Below are 18,709 nucleotides of genomic sequence, written 5' to 3' on the forward strand. Positions count from 1 at the left end.
ATCACCTGAATGTCTGAGCCTGGCAAGCCAGAGAGTTGAGACTATTAGTGACGGCTCATTGTCTGGAGCAGTAGGCTCTTGGAGATCGTGCCTTTGAAAACACCCTGGCGATCCAGCACGGCAACCGGATTAACGGCATTGGCGACGATGTGAAAGACGTCATGAAGTGGGACGTCAGCCTGCAGCGTGGGTGTGGACTGATCCATGGCGTAGGGGTGTTCTGCACAAATCTTGGCAACATCGCCAGCCTTCAGGATCTTCGAGGCATCGAAACCTTTGAAGAACGCTTTGACGTACTCATTCACCGGGTTGCAAAGCAGCTCTTGTGGGGTACCGATCTGTACCACTCGGCCACCCTCCATAATCGCGATGCGATGGCCGATGCGAATAGCCTCTTCAATGTCATGCGAGATGAAGATGATGGTGCGATGTTGTTCTGCCTGCAGGCGGATCAATTCGCCCTGCATTTCGCTGCGAATCAATGGGTCGAGAGCAGAGAAGGCTTCGTCCATCAGCAGGATGGCAGGGTCATTGGCCAGCGCCCGCGCCAAACCTACGCGTTGTTGCATACCGCCAGACAATTGGTGCGGATAGCTGTATGCGTGCCCTTCGAGCCCCACCTGTTTGAGTGCCTCAAGTGCACGTTTATGCCGCTCGCTCTCTCCGACACCAGAGATTTCCAGACCGAAAGCAACGTTGTCGATCACACTCATGTGTGGCATCAGCGCAAATGACTGAAACACCATGCTCATGTCTTTGCGACGAACGCCAAGAAGATCTGCGTCCGAAAGGCCAGTGATTTCTTGTCCGTTAAGATGGATTGTTCCGGAGGTAGGCTCGATCAGTCGGTTGAATAACCGCACCATCGTCGACTTTCCAGAACCGGAAAGCCCCATGATGACGAAAATCTCTCCACGTTTTACGGAGAAACTGGCGTTAAAAACGCCAACGACTTGGCCGGTTTTGCTGAAAATTTCATTCTTGTCAGCACCGCGAGCCAGCATCTCCATCGCGAGCTTCGGCTGAGGGCCAAAGACTTTATAAATATTTTTTACCGAGAGTATCTCGTCACCAAGACTCATAACCCCTCCTGTTGCAATTACGGCGTAAGATCAAGAACTTAGGTGTACATGTCTTGATCAGTTAAGACGGTGCTTGTAGGGGCAGTCAAGCTGAGAGAAAGGTTGGGAATTAGTCATGGTGACCATCCTCTTTATTATGTGATGTTTATTATTTTTGTTTTTGTCGGCGCTGAATTGAGCAGTACCTTGAGAACCAAGTTATTACCTAATAGAGTCAGCGTCTAACAACATTTATTCTGACCAATCAATAACCTCATGTTATCGATTCTGCGTTGATGTCCATTTTCGATGCCGGCAGTGCCTGTTATTAAGCGAAGCGCCGTTCCCCCTGTCTTAGACCTTCTCTTTCAGCTACTCTCAAGCGTACGCTCCAGGTGGAATCCTCCCGCCGATCTCATCCCTTAAGGTCCTTTCCAGGGGCCTCGAACCGGACATTGAATACTCTAGGTTATGGTTAAGCACATCGATCCAGACATGACGTTGCTGAAAATGCCGTCTCTGAAAGCAGTCAAGTCATTCGTAGCCGCCGCCAAATATCAGAGTTTCACGCGAGCGGCAGAGGCGCTGTGCGTTACTCAGGCGGCAATCAGTCGTCAGATACGGGAGCTTGAAACGTACCTTGGGGTTGATCTCTTCAAGAGGGTCGGTCGAGCGGTCGAACTGACTGAGGCCGGCTCCATTTTTTTCGATGCCGCGCAGCTATCCTTCGTAAACATTTCCCAGGCGGCGGAGCGCATCCGCACCAACAATGCAGGCAAGCGCACGCTGACGCTTTGCTGTTCTCCAGCATTTTCGGCTCTTTGGCTAGCAGCCAAGCTGCCGGGTTTTTTCACTCAGAACGCCGACATCGATCTGAACCTGGTGACCACTCAAAACTTTTTGTCGATGGAGCCCGGTGTAACACCGGACATCTTCATCACCAAGATGGCCAAGGTTCAGGATGGTTATCGTAGCTATCCGTTGTTTCATGATGTCATCTACCCGGTGTGCACACCTCGATATAAAGAGGAGCATCCTGAGCTGTCCAGCCTGGAAGGGTTGCGCGATGGGGTTTTGCTAAATCTCAGCCCCTATGGCAGATCCCAGGTGGCGGAGCACGTCGATTGGGGCGTTTGGCTGGCTTATCACGATGTCGATATTGAAAAGCGGCCTCACGATAGCCCTCACGTTTTCAATGCAAACGACTACAACCTGGTGATAAGCATGGTGTTGACCCACCAGGGAGTAGCTCTTGGATGGAATCATCTGGTTGAAAACCTGATCGAAAACGGATCACTGGTTCGTCCGGTCGAAGAGGAAGTGGTTCTTCATGAGAGCCAGCACTATCTTACTTTTCGTGAAGACCGGGTGAATGATGAAGCGTGTTGTCGACTACGAGACTGGATTCTCGCGCAGTTCTCAAAAGCCGTTTGAACGGTACTGACGGCGGCGGGAATTTTTACGCCGACAAGGGGAGGGTGTAAGAAGACACCGCTCGCAATGTTCGAAGAAAAAACAAAGGTAGGCCGGTGGTGATAATTCGTGGTTCTCACCACCGGCAGTGTTGCCCTTACCCGACAGACCTTAACGGGATCGTGTCATTGAGTTGCTCAAGCATCGTTTTGCAGTACCAATCATCAAACTGACACACGCCAATTTCGCTGGCCACCGATAACGGCCCTGGCTCGTAAGCTGGAGAGTTAACCCCGACCTGTGCGCCTTCGACCAATGTGCGGTCTTGATCATTGGTGGCAAGCCAAACCTTGGTGAGTCGATCGAGATCGTAGTCGACACCTTCCTGTGCGTCTTTCTTAACAATCCATTTCGTAGTGACCATCGTCTCGTTCGGGCCGAGAGGCAGGACGCGGAAGCTCAGCGCGTGATCACCCAGAAAGTGGTTCCAGGTCGATGGGTAATTGAAATAAAGCAGGGCACCGATGTTGGCTTCACCCGTGGTGTCCAACCGGCCTGATACCGCAGGCTTGCCATCCATCGTGTAGCTGACGGCCCCTGAAAACAGTGGTATGCGAGTCATTCGGAAACGACCATCCTCGTCCATGACCAGTCGGCTAGGCAGGCCTGCCGCTTCGCAGCGATCCCAATGCTCCTTGAGTTCGAGATCCTCATCACCGCCAGCGCCGCCCACTGATGGGTTGTCCACGAATGAGTGCATCAATTCCGGGTGGGTAAAATCGCAGTGGTAGCACTCGCGGTTGTTCTCGAAAACCAGTTTCCAGTTTCCCTTCTCGATGATGTTCGACTCGAACGCGACTTTGCAATCATCCAGGTTATGAGGCGCAACGAAAGGAGTCAGAGCTTTTCTGAATGATGAAAAATCAGGGGCTACGTCAGCTACGCATACATAGATGTAGCTCTCGACTACCTCACAATGGACGGGTTTCAGCCCATGCTGAGACTTGTCGAAATCGTCCCCCATGTTCCCGGCGAAAAGCAGTTTACCGTCCAGCTCGAATGTCCATTTGTGGTAAGGGCATACCAGCTTGGCGACCTTGCCGCTGGCTTCCGGACAGACCTTGGAGCCGCGGTGGCGACAAGCGTTGTGGAATGCACGAATCTGTTTATCTGCGCCACGGACGACGGCGACGGGATAATCGCCGACTTGCAGCGACAGGTACTGGCCCGACTTTTCCAGCTCAAATGTATGCCCTGCGAAGATCCAGCTTTTGTGCCAAATCTGTTCCAGATCCTGCCGATAGACGTCTGGGTTGCTATAAAGGGCACCCGGCAGCGCATGGTCAGGTTTGCGCTGCGCAATAAGATTTGAAACTGCCGATTTAGTGCTCACGGTCAACACACTCCAAAAACCAGGGGGGGGCGACACGTTCAGTCGGCTCAGGTCAGTGAGGCTAAACGGTCTTTGAGTTCGTTTCTACAGCGTTTAAATCGAGCTTGGGCAAACGGGTCGCCAATATGGACGGTCGTACCCGGAAGTCTTCAAGCGCTAATTCACCGGTAAAATATCGCTGTTCTAAAGACTACGTCGGCAATCACACCCCAACAAGAAACTTTTCCGCTTATCAATGCATAAACAAATGTTATCGATTGATAACTGAGCTATGAGGGAAAAATCGTAATATGTTGAATTTAAAGAGAAAATAATTTTTCTTCCTCGGCTCTATATCGCCTTAAAGATGCATGCGCGAGAAATACACGCTATTGACCACTCTATTGCCCCATGCGAGTCTGAATTCAACAGTTAACGGTGCCTGGCAGCAAAACAACCTCTTTTAGAGGTCGAAAGTGCGGTAATTGATCTCGTGTTTGAATGCTGGCAACAGTCCCGTGAAAACATGGAAATTTTTATTGCGCCTCAAGGCATCAAGGCTGACGCGCTCGTTGATCTTCCACGTAACTCGCATTCGGAGAATTTATCTTGAAATTTGAAGGTATTTATACGCCAGCAGTAACTCCTCATAAACCTGACGGGGAGATCGACTGGAGTGTGTACTCGGAAGTTTTGGAGTCGCTGATTGAGGCGAAGGTACACGGCATTATTATCGGCGGGTCGACCGGCGAATATTATGCGCAGACTTCAGAAGAGCGTACTGAGCTCGCCGCTTATGCGAAAGATGTCATTGGCACGCGGACGCAGCTGATCATCAGCACCGGCGCGATTCGCACTGAAGATTCTGTTCAGTACGCGAAAGATGCCAAGGCTATCAATGCGGACGCCATTCTTGTCACTTCTCCGCCGTATGCGTTGCCGACGTCCGAGGAAAACGCGATCCACGCCCTGACCATTGATCGCGCGGCCAATCTGCCGATCATGCTTTACAACTACCCGGGGCGCATGTGCGTTTCTATGGACGCGGACTATTTCACCCGTGTGAGCCAATCGAAAAACGTCGTGGCCATCAAGGAAAGTTCCGGCGACATGGGGCAAGTGCATCTGCTCGCTCGCGAGTTTCCGAATATCGCACTGTCATGCGGATGGGACGATCAAGCGCTGGAGTTTTTTGCCTGGGGCGCCAGAAGTTGGGTCTGTGCGGGATCGAACTTCCTGCCGAGGGAGCACGTAGCGCTTTATGAGGCGTGCGTGATCGAAAAGAACTTCGACAAGGGCCGCCAGATCATGTCAGCAATGATGCCGCTGATGAATGCGCTGGATGGCGGCAAGTTCGTGCAGTCGATCAAGTACGGTTGCGAGCTTAACGGACTGAAAGTAGGGGATGTGCGGTTGCCGCTCCAGCCGCTTCATGCCGAAGAAAAGCAAAGCCTTGCCTCGGTCATCGCCGAACTTAAACGCAACGTAGCCAACATCACTTCGGGAGCCAGCCATGGGTGATCTTCTGAGCAAGGCCGAATACGCGGCCCTCGCGAAAAACATTTCGTTTCCTTCCAACGCATTCATCAATGGCGCGTTCAGATCAGCCATCTCTGGCAAAACCTTCGCCACGACCAATCCGGCGACAGGTGAGTTTTTGGCAAATATCGCCGCCTGTTCATCTGAGGACGTCGACTTTGCGGTCGCTAATGCTAAAGAGGCCTTCGAGGATGGCCGCTGGAGATCGATATCTCCCAGGGAGCGCAAAGCTGTTCTGCTGAAATTCGCGAACCTGCTTGAAAGCCATCAACACGAACTGGCCGTCCTCGAGAGTCTCGATAGCGGTAAACCCGTCAGTGAATGCCAGTTGGTGGACGTGCCGGACACTATTCACACCCTGCGCTGGCACGCAGAACTGATCGACAAGATTTATGACAACACCGCCCCGGTGGGCAGCGACGCGCTGACCATGGTGGTCCGTGAGCCGATTGGCGTTGTGGGTTGCGTATTGCCCTGGAACTTCCCACTGCTGATGCTGGCCTGGAAAATTGGCCCGGCGCTTGCCGCAGGCTGCTCGGTCATCATCAAACCAGCCGAACAGACCACGCTGACCACGTTGCGTGTCGCGGAGCTGGCGTTTGAAGCGGGTGTTCCCGCTGGCGTGCTCAACATTGTGACCGGCACCGGCAAAGAAGTCGGCGAACCGATTGGCTTGCATAACGACGTCGACATGGTGAGCTTCACCGGCTCCACCGCGACTGGCCGTCGTTTCCTGCATTACGCTGCTGATTCGAACCTGAAACGCATCGTGCTTGAGTGCGGCGGGAAAAATCCGGCCGTGGTGATGGACGATGCTCAAGACCTGGATCTCGTCGCTCAGCATGTCGTCAATGGCGCGTTCTGGAACATGGGCGAAAACTGCTCCGCGACCTCGCGCCTGATCGTCCAGGAGTCCGTCAAGGATGAGTTGCTGCAGCGCATGGGTGCCTACATCCGCGAATGGAAGATGGGCGATCCACTGGATCCGGAAAACCGCGTAGGGTCGTTGGTCAGCCCGGAGCATTTCGCAAAAGTGAAGTCGTACCTTGAGCACGCCACCGCCGGGAAGCTTGAAGTGGTGTACGGCGGCGCAACCAAAGACGGTGCCTTCGTCGAGCCGACCGTGATTGACGGTGTGGATCGAGACAGTCGGTTGTTCCAGGAAGAGATCTTTGGCCCGATTCTTTCGGTCACCACGTTTAACACGATCTCCGAAGCAATCGCCCTGGCCAATGACACGGTATACGGCCTGGCGGCCTCGGTTTATACCGGCAGCCTGCGCCGGGCGATCAAATTGTCGCGAGAAATCCGCGCCGGCATCGTCACCGTGAACTGTTTTGGCGAGGGCGATGCGTCGACGCCATTCGGCGGCTACAAAGAGTCAGGGTTCGGCGGTCGGGACAAATCCATTTTTGCCCATGACCAGTACACCGAAATCAAAACCATCTGGATCGATGTGTCTGATCGGTCGGATGAAGAGACCGAAAAATGAGCACCCATACCATCAAGCGCCTGCCGGTAGACACCGGGGTTTCAGGTTGGGAGGCGATTTCCGCACGCACTGCGCCTGTCCGCATGCTTGATGGAAACGTGTCGGCGGATTGGCTGATTATCGGTGCCGGTTTTGCCGGCCTTTCTGCCGCTCGCAGGCTTTCGCAGTTACACCCGGGTGACAGCATTGTTGTGGTCGATGCTCATGAAGTTGCCAAGGGGCCAGCAGGCAGAAACTCTGGCTTCATGATCGATGTGCCACACAGTTTGTCGTCCGGGGAGTATTCCGTTGCCAGTGAGTCCGCAACCGCTCTGGAAATCACGCAAAATCGTTTCGCGATTGATTTTGCCGCACAAGCCGCACGCGAGTACGGCATGTCCGCAGACACCTTTGACCCTTCAGGGAAGATCAACGCTGCCGCCACTGAGCGTGGATTAAAGCTGAACGTCAATTACGCCAAATCCCTTGAGCGCATTGGCGAAAAGTTCGAGATGTTTGATGCAGTGCAAATGCGTGAAATCACGGGGTCCACTTATTACCAGGGTGGGATCTATACCCCCGGCGCAGTGTTGATTCAACCCGCACAATACATCAGAGACCTGGCAGCAGGGCTGGAAGGGAAAATCACTCTCTTTGAGCGCTCTCCAATTATTGAATTGTCGAAGCGGGGTAGCGGCTGGACAGCTCGGTCTCATCGCGGGGTTGTTAATGCGCCCAAGATCATTCTGGCGGTCAACGGCCACATTGAAGACTTTGGTCATTATCAAGGGCGCCTGCTGCACGTCTTTACGTACGCCTCCATGACGGCAGCGTACAGTGATGACGCATTCAAGAAAGACGTGCCGGGTAAAGCCAAGTGGGCATTGTTGCCGGCTGATCCCATGGGAGCGACCGTTCGCAAGATCTCTTCAGACGGTCTCTCACGTATCGTCATCCGGACAAAGTTCACCTATGACCCGAGTATCCAGGTCACTCCAGAGCGTGTAGCTACGGTTGCCAAAGAGCAGCGACATTCCTTGGATGCACGCTTTCCAGAACTGAAATCCACTCCGTTGGAGTTCAGCTGGGCCGGTCGTCTGTGTTTGAGCCGTAACAGCGCCGCTGCATTTGGCGAGATCGAAGAAAATCTCTATTCGGCTTGCTGCGAAAATGGGTTGGGAACGGTCAAGAGTACCCTCGCAGGTGTGATGGCGGCGGAGTTGGCTTCGGGTACACGTTCTGATTTTCTGGATAGTTTCAGTCACGCGCCAGGACCCAGCAGGCTACCCCCCAAAATAATAACGAAGCTGGGCGTCAGTTCGGTCATTCGTTGGCATGAGTTTTGGGCCGGGCGAGAAGGTTAACAAGTTTAAGTTGTCGGCTTTTCCTGGAAAGGCCGTTTAATAAGTCACTAATAAGAACGGATTAATCCATGAAGAATATTTGGAAGGCATTCTGCGCGCTCGCGCTTGTGGGCATGATGAGTTTGCAGGCACAGGCAGAAGAAAAAACCATCGTAATGGGGACTATGTCCTGGGAGGACTTGGTGCCCATTACCGGCATAACCAAGAAAGTACTTGAGAACGCGGGGTACACCGTAAAAGTCGTGGAGTTTTCCGAGTGGGGTATCGCCTATGCTGCACTCAGCAAAGGGGATGTTCAGGTGTTGGCATCCCAGACTGATTACGCTGCAGCCGATTACTGGAAAAAGAACAAAAACAAAATCGAGAAGCTGTCGCCGGTCTCCTATGGTCTTTATCAGGGTATGGCAGTACCCAGTTACGTAGATATCGATTCCATTGAACAGCTGAACGCAAACTCGGAAAAACTGGGGAATAGAATCATTGGCATCGAGCCGGGTTCGGGTTTGATGAGTGATGCGAACAATGTCGTCAAAGCGTATGACATCAAGCTCAAGCTGGTCGAAGGCAGTACTTCCGCAATGACCGCGGCTTTAAAGTCGGCAGTCGACCGCAAGGAATGGGTGGCGGTAACCGTCTGGGATCCTTCATGGATGACCAAGAAGTTTGATCTCAAGTTCCTGAAAGATCCAAAAGGGATCTTCCCGCCATTGCAGGGTTATTACTGGATCGGTCACAAAGGCTTCGCCGAAGCCAATCCGCGTGCGCGCGAACTGATGGCCAGTGTTTATGTGCCCATCACGGACATCACTGCGATGAATGCCGAAGTCAAGGATGGCAAGACCATGGATGAGGCCATCAAGGGCTGGGTAGATGGCCATACAGAACTTGTAAGTCGTTGGGGAAATATCAAGAACTATTGAGTTTTGTTTGTTTGCCACTGCCGCCCTTTGATTAATTAGAGAAGCCAGCAAACAACTGGTTCGATGGATTGCGAAATGACGATGGCTACAATTAATACTGACGAAGTGCTGGTGGATTGCCAGTCGGTTTGGAAAATCTTCGGTAAAAATGCACCGGCAGCCATGGACGCTGTTGTTCAGCAGGGTCTTTCAAAGACCCAGATCCTGCAAAACTACGGCTGCGTGGTCGGGGTTTCCGATGTCAGTCTCCAGGTTCGCCGGGGGGAAATCTTTTGCATCATGGGTTTGTCCGGCAGTGGCAAATCCACCCTGATAAGGCTGCTCAACAAGCTGATCACCCCGAGTTCGGGGAAAGTGCTGGTCAAAGGCAAGGACGTTTCTTCCTTGTCGCCCGCACAGCTGCGAGAGGTGAGGGCGCGTCACATCGGTATGGTCTTTCAGAGCGTTGCCTTGCTGCCCAACCGTACGGTTCTGGAGAACACGGCATTTGGGTTGGAAGTGCAGGGCGTGGGCAAGGCCGAACGTTACAACGTGGCCGAGCAGGCGCTGGCGAAGGTTGGTTTGAGCGAGTGGACTTCACGCTATCCAAGCGAGCTGTCCGGGGGCATGCAGCAGCGAGTCGGGCTGGCACGTGCACTCACTGCCGACCCGGAAGTCATTCTGATGGATGAGCCGTTCAGTGCGCTTGATCCGCTGATTCGCCGGCAGTTGCAGGATGAGTTCCGCCAGCTCACCAAGGAGCTGGGCAAATCTGCGGTCTTCATTACCCACGACCTGGACGAGGCCATCCGCATCGGTGACCGCATCGCGATCATGAAAGATGGCGCCATCATTCAGGTCGGCACCGCCGAGGAGATCGTGCTCAATCCGGCTGACGACTACGTGGCGGAATTTGTCGCCGGCATTTCCCGATTGCATCTGGTGAAGGCTCACTCGGTCATGACGTCTGTCCAGGCCTACAAGGCAGCACACCCGACTTGCGACATCACCAGGCTCACCAAAACCACGCTTGACGCCGATATCAATGAGCTTATCGGATTGACGATGAAGTCCGAGCGCGACGCGCTTGCCGTCGTCGATAACGGAACAGTTGCAGGGATCATTACGCCCCGTGATCTGCTGCGTGGCGTTCAAGGCATTCCCAACGAATTGGCGCCATTACCAACCGTCAATGCGATGGAGGCGTCGGCATGAGCACGCCGGATTTTTCTAGCCAGTTTGATACCTCCATTGATACAGGACTGGAATGGCTTTCGGATAACGGCGAGTTCGTGTTCGATGCCGTCAATGCGGTGTTGAAGGGTATTTACGAGGGCGTGCTGTGGTGTATCGCCTATCCACCGCATTACGTCGTAGCGATGGTCATGGCGTTGATTGGCTGGCGTGTTGCCGGCGTTCGCTTTGCGATTCTCGCCGGTCTGGCCTTGTTGTTTTGCGACATCATTGGTTTGTGGCCAGAGACGGTCAGCACGCTTGCCCTGGTGCTCACAGCCACCGTGCTGGCACTGGCTGTCGCCATTCCGCTGGGAGTCATCGCTGGTCTGGCGCCTGCCTTTGATCGTGTGGTTGATCCTTGTCTGGATTTGATTCAGACGATGCCGCCTTATATCTACCTGCTACCGGCCATTGCGCTGCTCGGCTACGGCCCGGCCACGGCGCTGTTGGCGACTTTTATCGTCGCGCTTCCCCCGGCTCTACGACTGACCTCCCTGGGGATTCGTATGACGCCAAGGGAGTTCATCGAGTTGGGAGATGCCAGCGGCGTCACCGCAATGCAGATGTTTTTCAAGATCCGCTTACCGTTCGCCATGCCTAGCATTATGGCCGGCGTTAACCAAAGCCTGATGATGGCGTTCGGCATGGTGGTCATCGCCGGCATCGTGGGTTCGGGTGGTTTGGGCGAGGCGATCTACGGTTCCATCCGTACACTGGATATCGCCAAGTCGATCAACGCGGCCATCGCTATCGTCATTCTGACCATGATTCTGGATCGTCTGGCGCAGAGCGCTGCACGGACGCGGGTGGGGGCTTGCCAATGACAACGCACATTCAGTTTTCTCCAGGCGATTACCTGGCTCCCGCCGTTGACTGGCTGAACGCCAATTTGCATGGGTTGTTCAAGGGCATCAGTCAGCTCATCGAGGCGGTACTGGGTGCGGTGGAGGGCGCGTTGCTTGCTCCCCATCCCTATTTGTTCATCGGCATTGTCGTTGTAGCGGCGTTCTTTTTTGCCAATAAGCGAGTCGCTGTTTTTGCTGCGGTGATGTTGGCTTTCTGTTTGTTCGCTGGCCTTTGGGGCGCGTCCATCCAGACAATTGCGCTCGTCAGCGTGTCGGTCCTGATCTCTGTTGCCATCGCTTTTCCGCTGGGGGTTTTGGCGGCCCGGGTGAAGCGTGTCGATGAAGCATTGCTGCCGATTCTGAACATCATGCAAACGGTGCCGCCTTGGGTTTACCTGATCCCTGCAGTGATGCTGTTCAGCCTGGGACGGGTGCCGGCGATCATCGCGACCATCGTGTATGGCATTCCACCGATGCTCAGGCTAACGACCCTTGCCTTTAAGCAGCTGCCCAAGGATCTACTCGAGTTGGGCCAGGCGTCCGGTGCTTCGCCCAAAGACATTTTGTTCAAGATAGAACTGCCGACTGCCGCACCCACACTGTTGGTAGGCCTGAACCAATGCATCCTCATGTCCCTGGCGATGGTGGTGCTGGCAGGTTTGGTGGGGGCGGGCGGTCTGGGGGCTGAAGTGACCCGAGGCCTCTCCAGGATGGAGATGGGATTAGGGCTTCGAGCTGGCCTGGCCATTGTCGCTATTGCTCTGCTGTTGGATCGACTGTCACGCGGTGCGTTGCAGCGTCATTCCCCAAGAAAACTTCTTTGAAAGGGCTTCAGTATGAGACGCAGCTTTTTTTGCATTGATTCGCACGCGTGCGGCAACCCGGTTCGGGTCGTAGCGGGAGGTGCACCGCTGATGCCCTCGGTATCGATGGCGCAGCGGCGCGATATTTTCGTGCGTGACCATGACTGGGTACGCACCGCATTGATGTTCGAGCCCCGGGGACACGACATCATGTCCGGCGTCATCATCTATCCAACGGTACGTGATGACTGCGACTTCGGTGCATTGTTTATCGAAGTCAGCGGCTGCCTGCCAATGTGTGGAGCGGGCACGATCGGGTTATCGACCGTGGTCATTGAAGAGGGCCTGGTTACACCTCGTGAACCGGGAAAGCTCGCCATTGAAACACCCGCAGGACGCGTCGATGTCGAATACACCATGGGCGGCGAATTTGTTGAGTCCATTCGCTTATTCAACGTGGCCAGCTACCTGCACAGCGCTGATGTGGTCGTGGATGTGCCAGGTGTCGGCACGTTTACGGTGGATATCGCCTACGGTGGGAATTTCTACGCGGTGGTCGAACCACAGGAATGCTGGGCTGGTTTTGAAGGGCAGACGACAGCTGACATTGTGGGGTTGAGCCAGAAGCTGCGCTCGGCGCTGGCAGAGATTTGTGATCCTGTGCATCCAGAGAACAGCAGGATCAGCGGGGTTCATCACATTATCTGGTGTGACAAACCACAAAGCAGAACCGTGCATGGCCGCTGTGCGGTGTTTTATGGCGATAAAGCCATTGATCGTTCTCCCGGTGGCACCGGTACCTCGGCCCGCATGGCTCAACTGTATGGAAAGGGACGGTTGAACACAGGCGACATTTATCGACTTGAAAGTCTGATCGGTACGATCTACGAGGGGAAAGTCGAGGCTGCTGTCAGTGTCGGCTCCTTTGACGGCATGAAGCCAAGCATTAGCGGCTGGGCTGAGGTCATAGGCCACAACACCATTTTCGTAGATGACAAAGACCCTCTGGCCCACGGGTTCCAGCTCGCCTAAACAGCTTGGGCATGGCTTCAGCGGTTGATTCTTCGGCGGCGAAGAGTCAACCGTGATTTGCACAAGGTCTGCGTTCGTTAGAGTAAAGAAGCGAGGCGTAAAGTGATCGAGCGACGAGATTTCAGCGGCTGCATGAAGGGTAAAAACCTCCGTTATCTGGGTGAGATTCGAGTAGCGCCGACGTCCCATGCCCGGGCAGGATTTTTACTGCTCGAACACTTCTCGTTGCCTGCATTTACGCAAGCGCTCGATACGATGGTCACCGCCAACCTTTTGCATCCCACGTCGTTCTCTTCACAAACCTTCGGGTTGCAAGACGGTGAGGTCACCAGCGACCTCGGCTTGGTCATTCGGCCTGATGCACGCCTGGAGGTTGCAGCCCTTAAAAACCTCAATTTGTTGGTCATATGCGGCGGCTACCGGACGGAACTCAAAGTCAATCACGAGCTGATCAGCCTCCTGAAAACAGCATCAGAGCTTGGTATCACACTGGCCGGGCTATGGAATGGGGCGTGGTTTTTGGGCGTGTCAGGTTTGCTTGAAGGGTATCGTTGTGCGATTCATCCCGAGCACCGACCCGCGCTCGCAGAAATTTCAAAGGTCACTCATGTCACCAGTGAAGCCTTTGTCGTGGATCGAGACAGGCTCACGGCTTCGAGTCCGGCGGGGGCTTTTCACATGGCCCTGGAGTGGATCAAGGGGCTGCATGGCAAGGCGCTTGTCGAGGGCATCGAAGACATTCTTTCTTTTGACGAGTCGCGGTATCGGCGTATCAAACCGACGCAGAACATCTCGTTGAGCGCCCCCCTTAAAGAGGTGGTCAAGCTGATGGACGCCAACCTTGAAGAGCCGCTGCAAATGGACCAACTGGCGGTCTATGCCGGACGTTCCCGTCGACAGATAGAGCGCTTGTTCAAAGAACAACTGGGTACCACGCCGCAGCGGTATTACCTGGAATTACGCATTACCGAGGCACGGCGATTGCTGCAGCACACGGAGCTGTCCCAGGTCGATGTTCTGGTTGCCTGTGGTTTTGTTTCTCCCAGTCATTTCAGCAAGTGCTACAGCTCCTATTTTGGTTACCGGCCTTCGAAAGAAATTCGGCTGGTGAAATAAACAACGCCTGTTAAATCCTTTGTGACTGGTGGTACTTACCGCGACGGTGGGCTATCGATTTCGTGCCGTTGCTGTTTGTGCGAGACCTTCTTTAGCCTTGGGGCCCCAATGAATATCAAACAAAAACTGACTTGGGCTTTTGCAGTCATTGCTTCGTTGCCGATCATTCTGGTCGCGGCAATGGTCATCGTTAATCTGCGAAGCGACGCTGAAAGTAGCTTCGTTGACAGTAGCGGTCGGGAAATCCGTCAAGTGGCCAACGCTATGCATCTGTTCTTCGACGGCATTAGCCAGAACGTCGAGTATGTGGCTTCTAACCCGGTGGTTACCGCAGCCGGCCACGATGTAAAAAACTTCATGAATGATCCGTCGGCGGCCATGCCCGCGTCTGATACGGACAAACGGATTCTCGCGTTTTTCACCGGTCTTGCCCTGAGCCATCCGTCCTATACCTATGTCTCCTATGGCTTGAGTAACGGCTCTTATGCGACCTGGCCAGGCGATCAGAAGATTGCCAACTATGATCCGCGTCCCCGTCCCTGGTACAAGCTCGCTCTGGCTAATCCCGGCAAAACCTTGCGTACTGAAGCCTACTACTGGGCCGGCGACGATGCCGTTCTGGTGAGCACTGTTCGCACCGTTGACAATGCTTTAGGCACCGCCGCTGGTGTGGTCAACATCGACGTATCCCTGAACCAGCTTACGGCCATGATCAAGCAGATCAAACTTGGGGAGAGCGGCTATTTGTTGCTGATCGAGAACAACGGTACGGTGCTGGTTGATCCGAAAAGCCCGGAGCATAACTTCAAGAAATTGGGCGAGCTGGGTCAAGGTTTCAGCGAGCTGGCCAAGGCGGGCTCCGGCCTGGTCAAAGTGAACATCGATGGCGAGCCGTTCATGGCTAACGTGTTCCCTTCGGATCAGCTGGGTTGGCGTTTCATCGGGCTGATCAAGCAAGACGAGGTCATGGTATCGGCCACCCGTTTGACCTGGCTGATTGGTGCAATCGCCACAGTGTTAGCCGTGATCTTCGCGATGCTTGGTTCCAGCTTCGCAACGCTTATCGTGCGCCCGATTCGAGGTGTTTCCAGCGGTCTCGAAGGCATTGCTCAAGGCGATGGCGACTTGACGAAAAACCTGACAATTCGTGGCACGGATGAGACTGCACAGTTGGCAAGCTGGTTTAACCAGTTTCTGGGGGCGATTCGCGACCTGATACAGCACATTGGTCTGGCGGCGACCAGGATCCTCGACAGTTCCACCAGCTCGACTCAAGTGTCGAACGATATGGCGGAAGCTGCCGGGCGCCAGCGTGAAGCGGTGGACATGGTCTCTACGGCCTTTCACCAGATGGTCGCTACAGCCAATGAAGTGGCTCGCTCTTGCAGTCAGGCTGCGGAGTCTGCTGACAGTGGTCAGCGTCAGGCTCGTGAAGGTCAACAACAGATCGATGATGCGGTGCAGAGCGTTGATCAGTTGAGTGCCGAGATCACCCGATCGGCCAAGGACATGACGCAGCTGGAAAAAGACAGCAACGACATTCAGTCGATCCTCGATACCATTCGCTCGATTGCGGAACAGACGAACCTGCTGGCCCTCAACGCTGCGATTGAGGCCGCGCGAGCCGGGGAGCAAGGACGTGGCTTTGCTGTTGTAGCAGATGAAGTCCGTGCGCTGGCCAAACGCACAGCCGACTCGACCGCCGAGATCGATACTTTGCTGGGGAATCTGGCCAAGCGCACAGCCGCGGTTGCGCACCAGATGCACGCCAGTCTGGACGTGTCGAATCAATCCGTGACCAGGATCGGCCAAGCGCGCAGCAGCTTTGGTCTGATCCGAGAGTCGGTGGATGTCATTCGCGACATGAACACTCAGATTGCCACAGCCGCCGAGGAACAACATCAGGTCGCTGAAGACATCAATCGCCACATCAGCCAGATCCATGGAGACGCACAATTGGTCGCCGAGCTGGCCAACTCAGCGCGTGGGGATTCGAAGAACCTGGCGTCCTTGTCGCTTGAGCTGGATGCGTTAGTGAAACGCTTCAGAACCTGATATTGCCGACACGCTAAGGAGGAGGGCATGACCGAAGTGCGATTGAAGAGCGATCAAACAAAAAACACGGCGTACTTAACTACGCCCACCGTTGCCGCTAGTCCTGGGGTTGCAAGGCCCCAACTCGGGATTTTTTTATGCCTGCTTTCTATGCTTATCTTTGCGAGCCAGGACGGAATAACCAAGGTGCTTGTCAAAGACTTCCCGGTTACCCAACTGGTCATGGTTCGTTACTGGGTGTTTGTCGTTTTTGCCCTCGGATATGCTGCCTGCCAAGGTAGGGGCAAAGAGTCATTTCGCAGTAAGCACCCTTGGCTCCAAATCATTCGAGCGCTGTTAGCCGTGGGTGAAACCATACTGTTTGCAGTGGGGCTACGATATTTGGGCCTGGCCGAAATGCATGCGCTCTATGCCGTATTTCCGCTGATGGCACTGGCATTGGCGGGGGCCGTGCTTGGAGAGTTCATAGGTCTGCGGCGCTGGATTGCCGCCGCCATCGGGTTCACCGGGACACTGATCATCCTTCGACCAGGCGCGGGCGTTTTTGAACTCGCGGCGCTGATTCCGCTGCTGGCGGCTTTGGCGTTCGCCGTGTTCAACGTACTGACGCGCCGGATTAGCCAGCACGACGCCTTTGCGACGAACATGCTCTTTATGGCAGGTGTGGGGGCACTGACGGTCACATTTGCGGGGTTGCCCGCATGGGTTGTTCCGACTCCGGTCCAGGGCCTCTTGATGGGGATTCTGTCATTGATGGGAGTAGTCGCTCAGATTCTCTTCATTCAAGCACTGAAATACGCGACCGCTTCCTCCCTGCAGCCTTTCAACTATGCGCTTCTGGTGTTCGCCACGTTGATTGGAGTGATCGTTTTTGCCGAGCGCCCTGATACCTGGGTGGTTGTTGGAGCCACGTTGGTGATTATCGGTGGGCTTTATGCGATTAAAGCGAAGGCGTGAACCTACCTGAGTGTATGAAGTACTCAATGTGTGGTTGGCTTCTAAAAAAGGGCAGCTCAAAGCTGCCCCTTTCCCAACCTACTCCTTAGGCCGCGCTAAACAGCTTGTGCGGATCCATGACGAATTTCTTCGGCACTCCGGCATCGAACTCGTGGTAACCGCGCGGCGCGTCGTCCAGGCTGATCACCTGCACGCCGACGACCTCGGCAATGTTGATCCGGTCCCACATGATCGCCTGCATCAGCTGACGGTTGTACTTCATCGTCGGGGTCTGGCCGGTGTGGAAGCTGTGTGACTTGGCCCAGCCGAGGCCGAAACGGATGTTCAGGCTGCCATGCTTGGCGGCTTTGTTGACCGCGCCCGGGTCTTCGGTGACATACAGACCGGGGATACCGATATTGCCGGCGACCCGCACCACGCCCATCAGCGCGTTGAGCACATCGGCCGGGGCCTCGTGCTGCGCGCCGTCATGGCCGTGGCCTCGGGCTTCGAAGCCGACCGCATCGACCGCACAATCGACTTCCGGCTCACCGAGCAGGTTGGCGATTTGCTCGTGCAGCGGAGTGTCCAGGGTCAGGTCGGCGATCTCGAAGCCCTGGGCCTTGGCATGTGCCAGACGCAGCGGATTGACGTCACCGATTATCACCACCGCCGCACCCAGCAGACGGGCGGAGGCGGCAGCAGCCAGTCCGACCGGACCGGCACCGGCGATATACACCGTGCTGCCAGGGCCGACGCCGGCGGTCACCGCACCATGGTAGCCGGTCGGCAGGATATCGGAGAGGCAGGTCAGGTCGCGGATTTTCTCCATTGCCTTGTCGCGGTCGGGCAGCTTCAGCAGGTTGAAGTCGGCATACGGCACCAGCACGTATTCGGCCTGGCCGCCAACCCAATCGCCCATGTCCACATAGCCATAGGCACCGCCGGGGCGCGCCGGGTTGACCGTCAGGCAGACGCCAGTGTGTTGTTCCTTGCAACTGCGACAACGGCCGCAGGCGACGTTGAACGGCACCGAAACCAAGTCACCGATCTGCACGTTTTCCACGTCACGGCCCTTCTCGATCACCTCGCCGGTAATCTCATGGCCAAGCACCAGCCCGACCTGGGCCGTGGTCCGGCCACGCACCATATGCTGGTCGGAGCCGCAGATATTGGTCGAAACCACGCGCAGGATCACGCCATGGTCAATGCGCTTGCCGCGTGGGTCTTCCATTTTCGGATAGGGGATGGTCTGCACCTCGACCTTGCCTGCGCCGAGATACACGACACCACGATTACCAGACATGATTTCACCTCGCTTTTGTTGTTGTGAGAACACGGCCCTTGTACTGCGAAGGGTCGCGCGGCCTTACAATGCGGCGGTATATGTCTTGCGTTTGCGCGTGAATGCAGAATGGTTGGAAGTCACCTTCCAACCACGCGTGATTAGCAGTCATCGTATCGATCCTACGCCTGGTATCAGCACTCTGCGAGGGCATTTAGCACCCAATTACCCTCCCGGTTGGCAGGGCTGGTCGTCTGGAAGAAGTGGCTGGTGCCGTTACGT

The 18,709-nt window shown here is 55.0% G+C and carries 15 protein-coding genes and 2 pseudogenes; 14 read left to right on the forward strand and 3 right to left on the reverse strand.

All coding sequences use genetic code 11. The annotated features are described in order from the left end of the window. Positions 1-44: 44 nt before the first annotated feature. Positions 45-1,082 (reverse strand): quaternary amine ABC transporter ATP-binding protein, encoded by a 1,038-nt coding sequence (locus PMI21_RS25770; protein WP_007933771.1) that lies wholly within the window; start codon positions 1,080-1,082, stop codon positions 45-47. 450 nt (positions 1,083-1,532) lie between these two features. Between PMI21_RS25770 and PMI21_RS25765 the strand changes: the two genes are divergently transcribed. Continuing rightward, positions 1,533-2,495, forward strand: a complete 963-nt coding sequence (locus tag PMI21_RS25765; RefSeq protein WP_007933772.1) for a LysR family transcriptional regulator — start codon at positions 1,533-1,535, stop codon at positions 2,493-2,495. A 136-nt stretch (positions 2,496-2,631) separates the two neighbouring features. Here the strand turns inward: PMI21_RS25765 and PMI21_RS25760 are convergent, their stop codons facing one another. Beyond that, on the reverse strand, positions 2,632-3,867 hold the full coding sequence (locus PMI21_RS25760; RefSeq protein ID WP_007933773.1) for an aromatic ring-hydroxylating oxygenase subunit alpha: 1,236 nt from the start codon (positions 3,865-3,867) through the stop codon (positions 2,632-2,634). Between the two features lie 451 nt (positions 3,868-4,318). Between PMI21_RS25760 and PMI21_RS30035 the strand changes: the two are divergent. The 13 genes and pseudogenes from PMI21_RS30035 to PMI21_RS25705 all read left to right on the forward strand — a co-directional run. Then, positions 4,319-4,459, forward strand: a pseudogene (locus tag PMI21_RS30035) (GntR family transcriptional regulator); the annotation flags it as partial. Then, on the forward strand, positions 4,456-5,367 hold the full coding sequence (locus PMI21_RS25755) for a dihydrodipicolinate synthase family protein (protein WP_007933774.1): 912 nt from the start codon (positions 4,456-4,458) through the stop codon (positions 5,365-5,367). The pseudogene PMI21_RS30035 and the gene PMI21_RS25755, both read left to right, overlap by 4 nt. Continuing rightward, the gene (locus tag PMI21_RS25750; protein ID WP_007933775.1) at positions 5,360-6,877 is read left to right on the forward strand and encodes an aldehyde dehydrogenase; all 1,518 of its coding nucleotides are present in this window, start codon (positions 5,360-5,362) and stop codon (positions 6,875-6,877) included. Before PMI21_RS25755 ends, PMI21_RS25750 begins: the two co-directional genes overlap by 8 nt. After that, complete coding sequence (locus PMI21_RS25745) at positions 6,874-8,220, forward strand: NAD(P)/FAD-dependent oxidoreductase (protein WP_007933776.1); 1,347 nt, start codon at positions 6,874-6,876, stop codon at positions 8,218-8,220. The genes PMI21_RS25750 and PMI21_RS25745 overlap by 4 nt, the downstream gene beginning before the upstream one ends. Before the next feature lie 68 nt (positions 8,221-8,288). After that, positions 8,289-9,140, forward strand: a complete 852-nt coding sequence (locus PMI21_RS25740; RefSeq protein ID WP_007933777.1) for a glycine betaine ABC transporter substrate-binding protein — start codon at positions 8,289-8,291, stop codon at positions 9,138-9,140. 75 nt (positions 9,141-9,215) lie between these two features. Then, positions 9,216-10,334: a quaternary amine ABC transporter ATP-binding protein gene (locus PMI21_RS25735; RefSeq protein WP_007933778.1), complete on the forward strand. Its 1,119-nt coding sequence runs from the start codon at positions 9,216-9,218 to the stop codon at positions 10,332-10,334. Further along, positions 10,331-11,179 (forward strand): ABC transporter permease, encoded by an 849-nt coding sequence (locus PMI21_RS25730; RefSeq protein ID WP_007933779.1) that lies wholly within the window; start codon positions 10,331-10,333, stop codon positions 11,177-11,179. Before PMI21_RS25735 ends, PMI21_RS25730 begins: the two co-directional genes overlap by 4 nt. Next, positions 11,176-12,024 carry an ABC transporter permease gene (locus tag PMI21_RS25725; RefSeq protein ID WP_007933780.1) on the forward strand — a complete coding sequence of 283 codons (849 nt, stop codon included), beginning with the start codon at positions 11,176-11,178 and terminating at the stop codon, positions 12,022-12,024. Before PMI21_RS25730 ends, PMI21_RS25725 begins: the two co-directional genes overlap by 4 nt. A gap of 12 nt (positions 12,025-12,036) precedes the next feature. Further along, positions 12,037-13,035, forward strand: coding sequence for a 4-hydroxyproline epimerase (locus tag PMI21_RS25720; RefSeq protein WP_033063787.1), 999 nt, complete (start codon positions 12,037-12,039; stop codon positions 13,033-13,035). 102 nt (positions 13,036-13,137) lie between these two features. Beyond that, positions 13,138-14,151 carry a GlxA family transcriptional regulator gene (locus tag PMI21_RS25715; RefSeq protein WP_007933784.1) on the forward strand — a complete coding sequence of 338 codons (1,014 nt, stop codon included), beginning with the start codon at positions 13,138-13,140 and terminating at the stop codon, positions 14,149-14,151. 264 nt (positions 14,152-14,415) lie between these two features. After that, positions 14,416-15,351 (forward strand): annotated as a pseudogene (locus PMI21_RS30100) (cache domain-containing protein); the annotation flags it as partial. Between the two features lie 126 nt (positions 15,352-15,477). Continuing rightward, positions 15,478-16,206, forward strand: coding sequence for a methyl-accepting chemotaxis protein (locus tag PMI21_RS30105; RefSeq protein ID WP_443200753.1), 729 nt, complete (start codon positions 15,478-15,480; stop codon positions 16,204-16,206). Between the two features lie 27 nt (positions 16,207-16,233). After that, positions 16,234-17,163 carry a DMT family transporter gene (locus PMI21_RS25705; protein ID WP_007933786.1) on the forward strand — a complete coding sequence of 310 codons (930 nt, stop codon included), beginning with the start codon at positions 16,234-16,236 and terminating at the stop codon, positions 17,161-17,163. Between the two features lie 85 nt (positions 17,164-17,248). On the opposite strand, the gene fdhA is transcribed toward PMI21_RS25705, so the two are convergent. Further along, entirely contained in the window at positions 17,249-18,448 is a 1,200-nt protein-coding gene (gene fdhA / locus PMI21_RS25700) for a formaldehyde dehydrogenase, glutathione-independent (protein ID WP_007933788.1), read from the reverse strand. Between the last annotated feature and the right edge of the window lie 261 nt (positions 18,449-18,709).

It is taken from the genome of Pseudomonas sp. GM18 (genome assembly GCF_000282195.1).
GTDB lineage: Bacteria > Pseudomonadota > Gammaproteobacteria > Pseudomonadales > Pseudomonadaceae > Aquipseudomonas.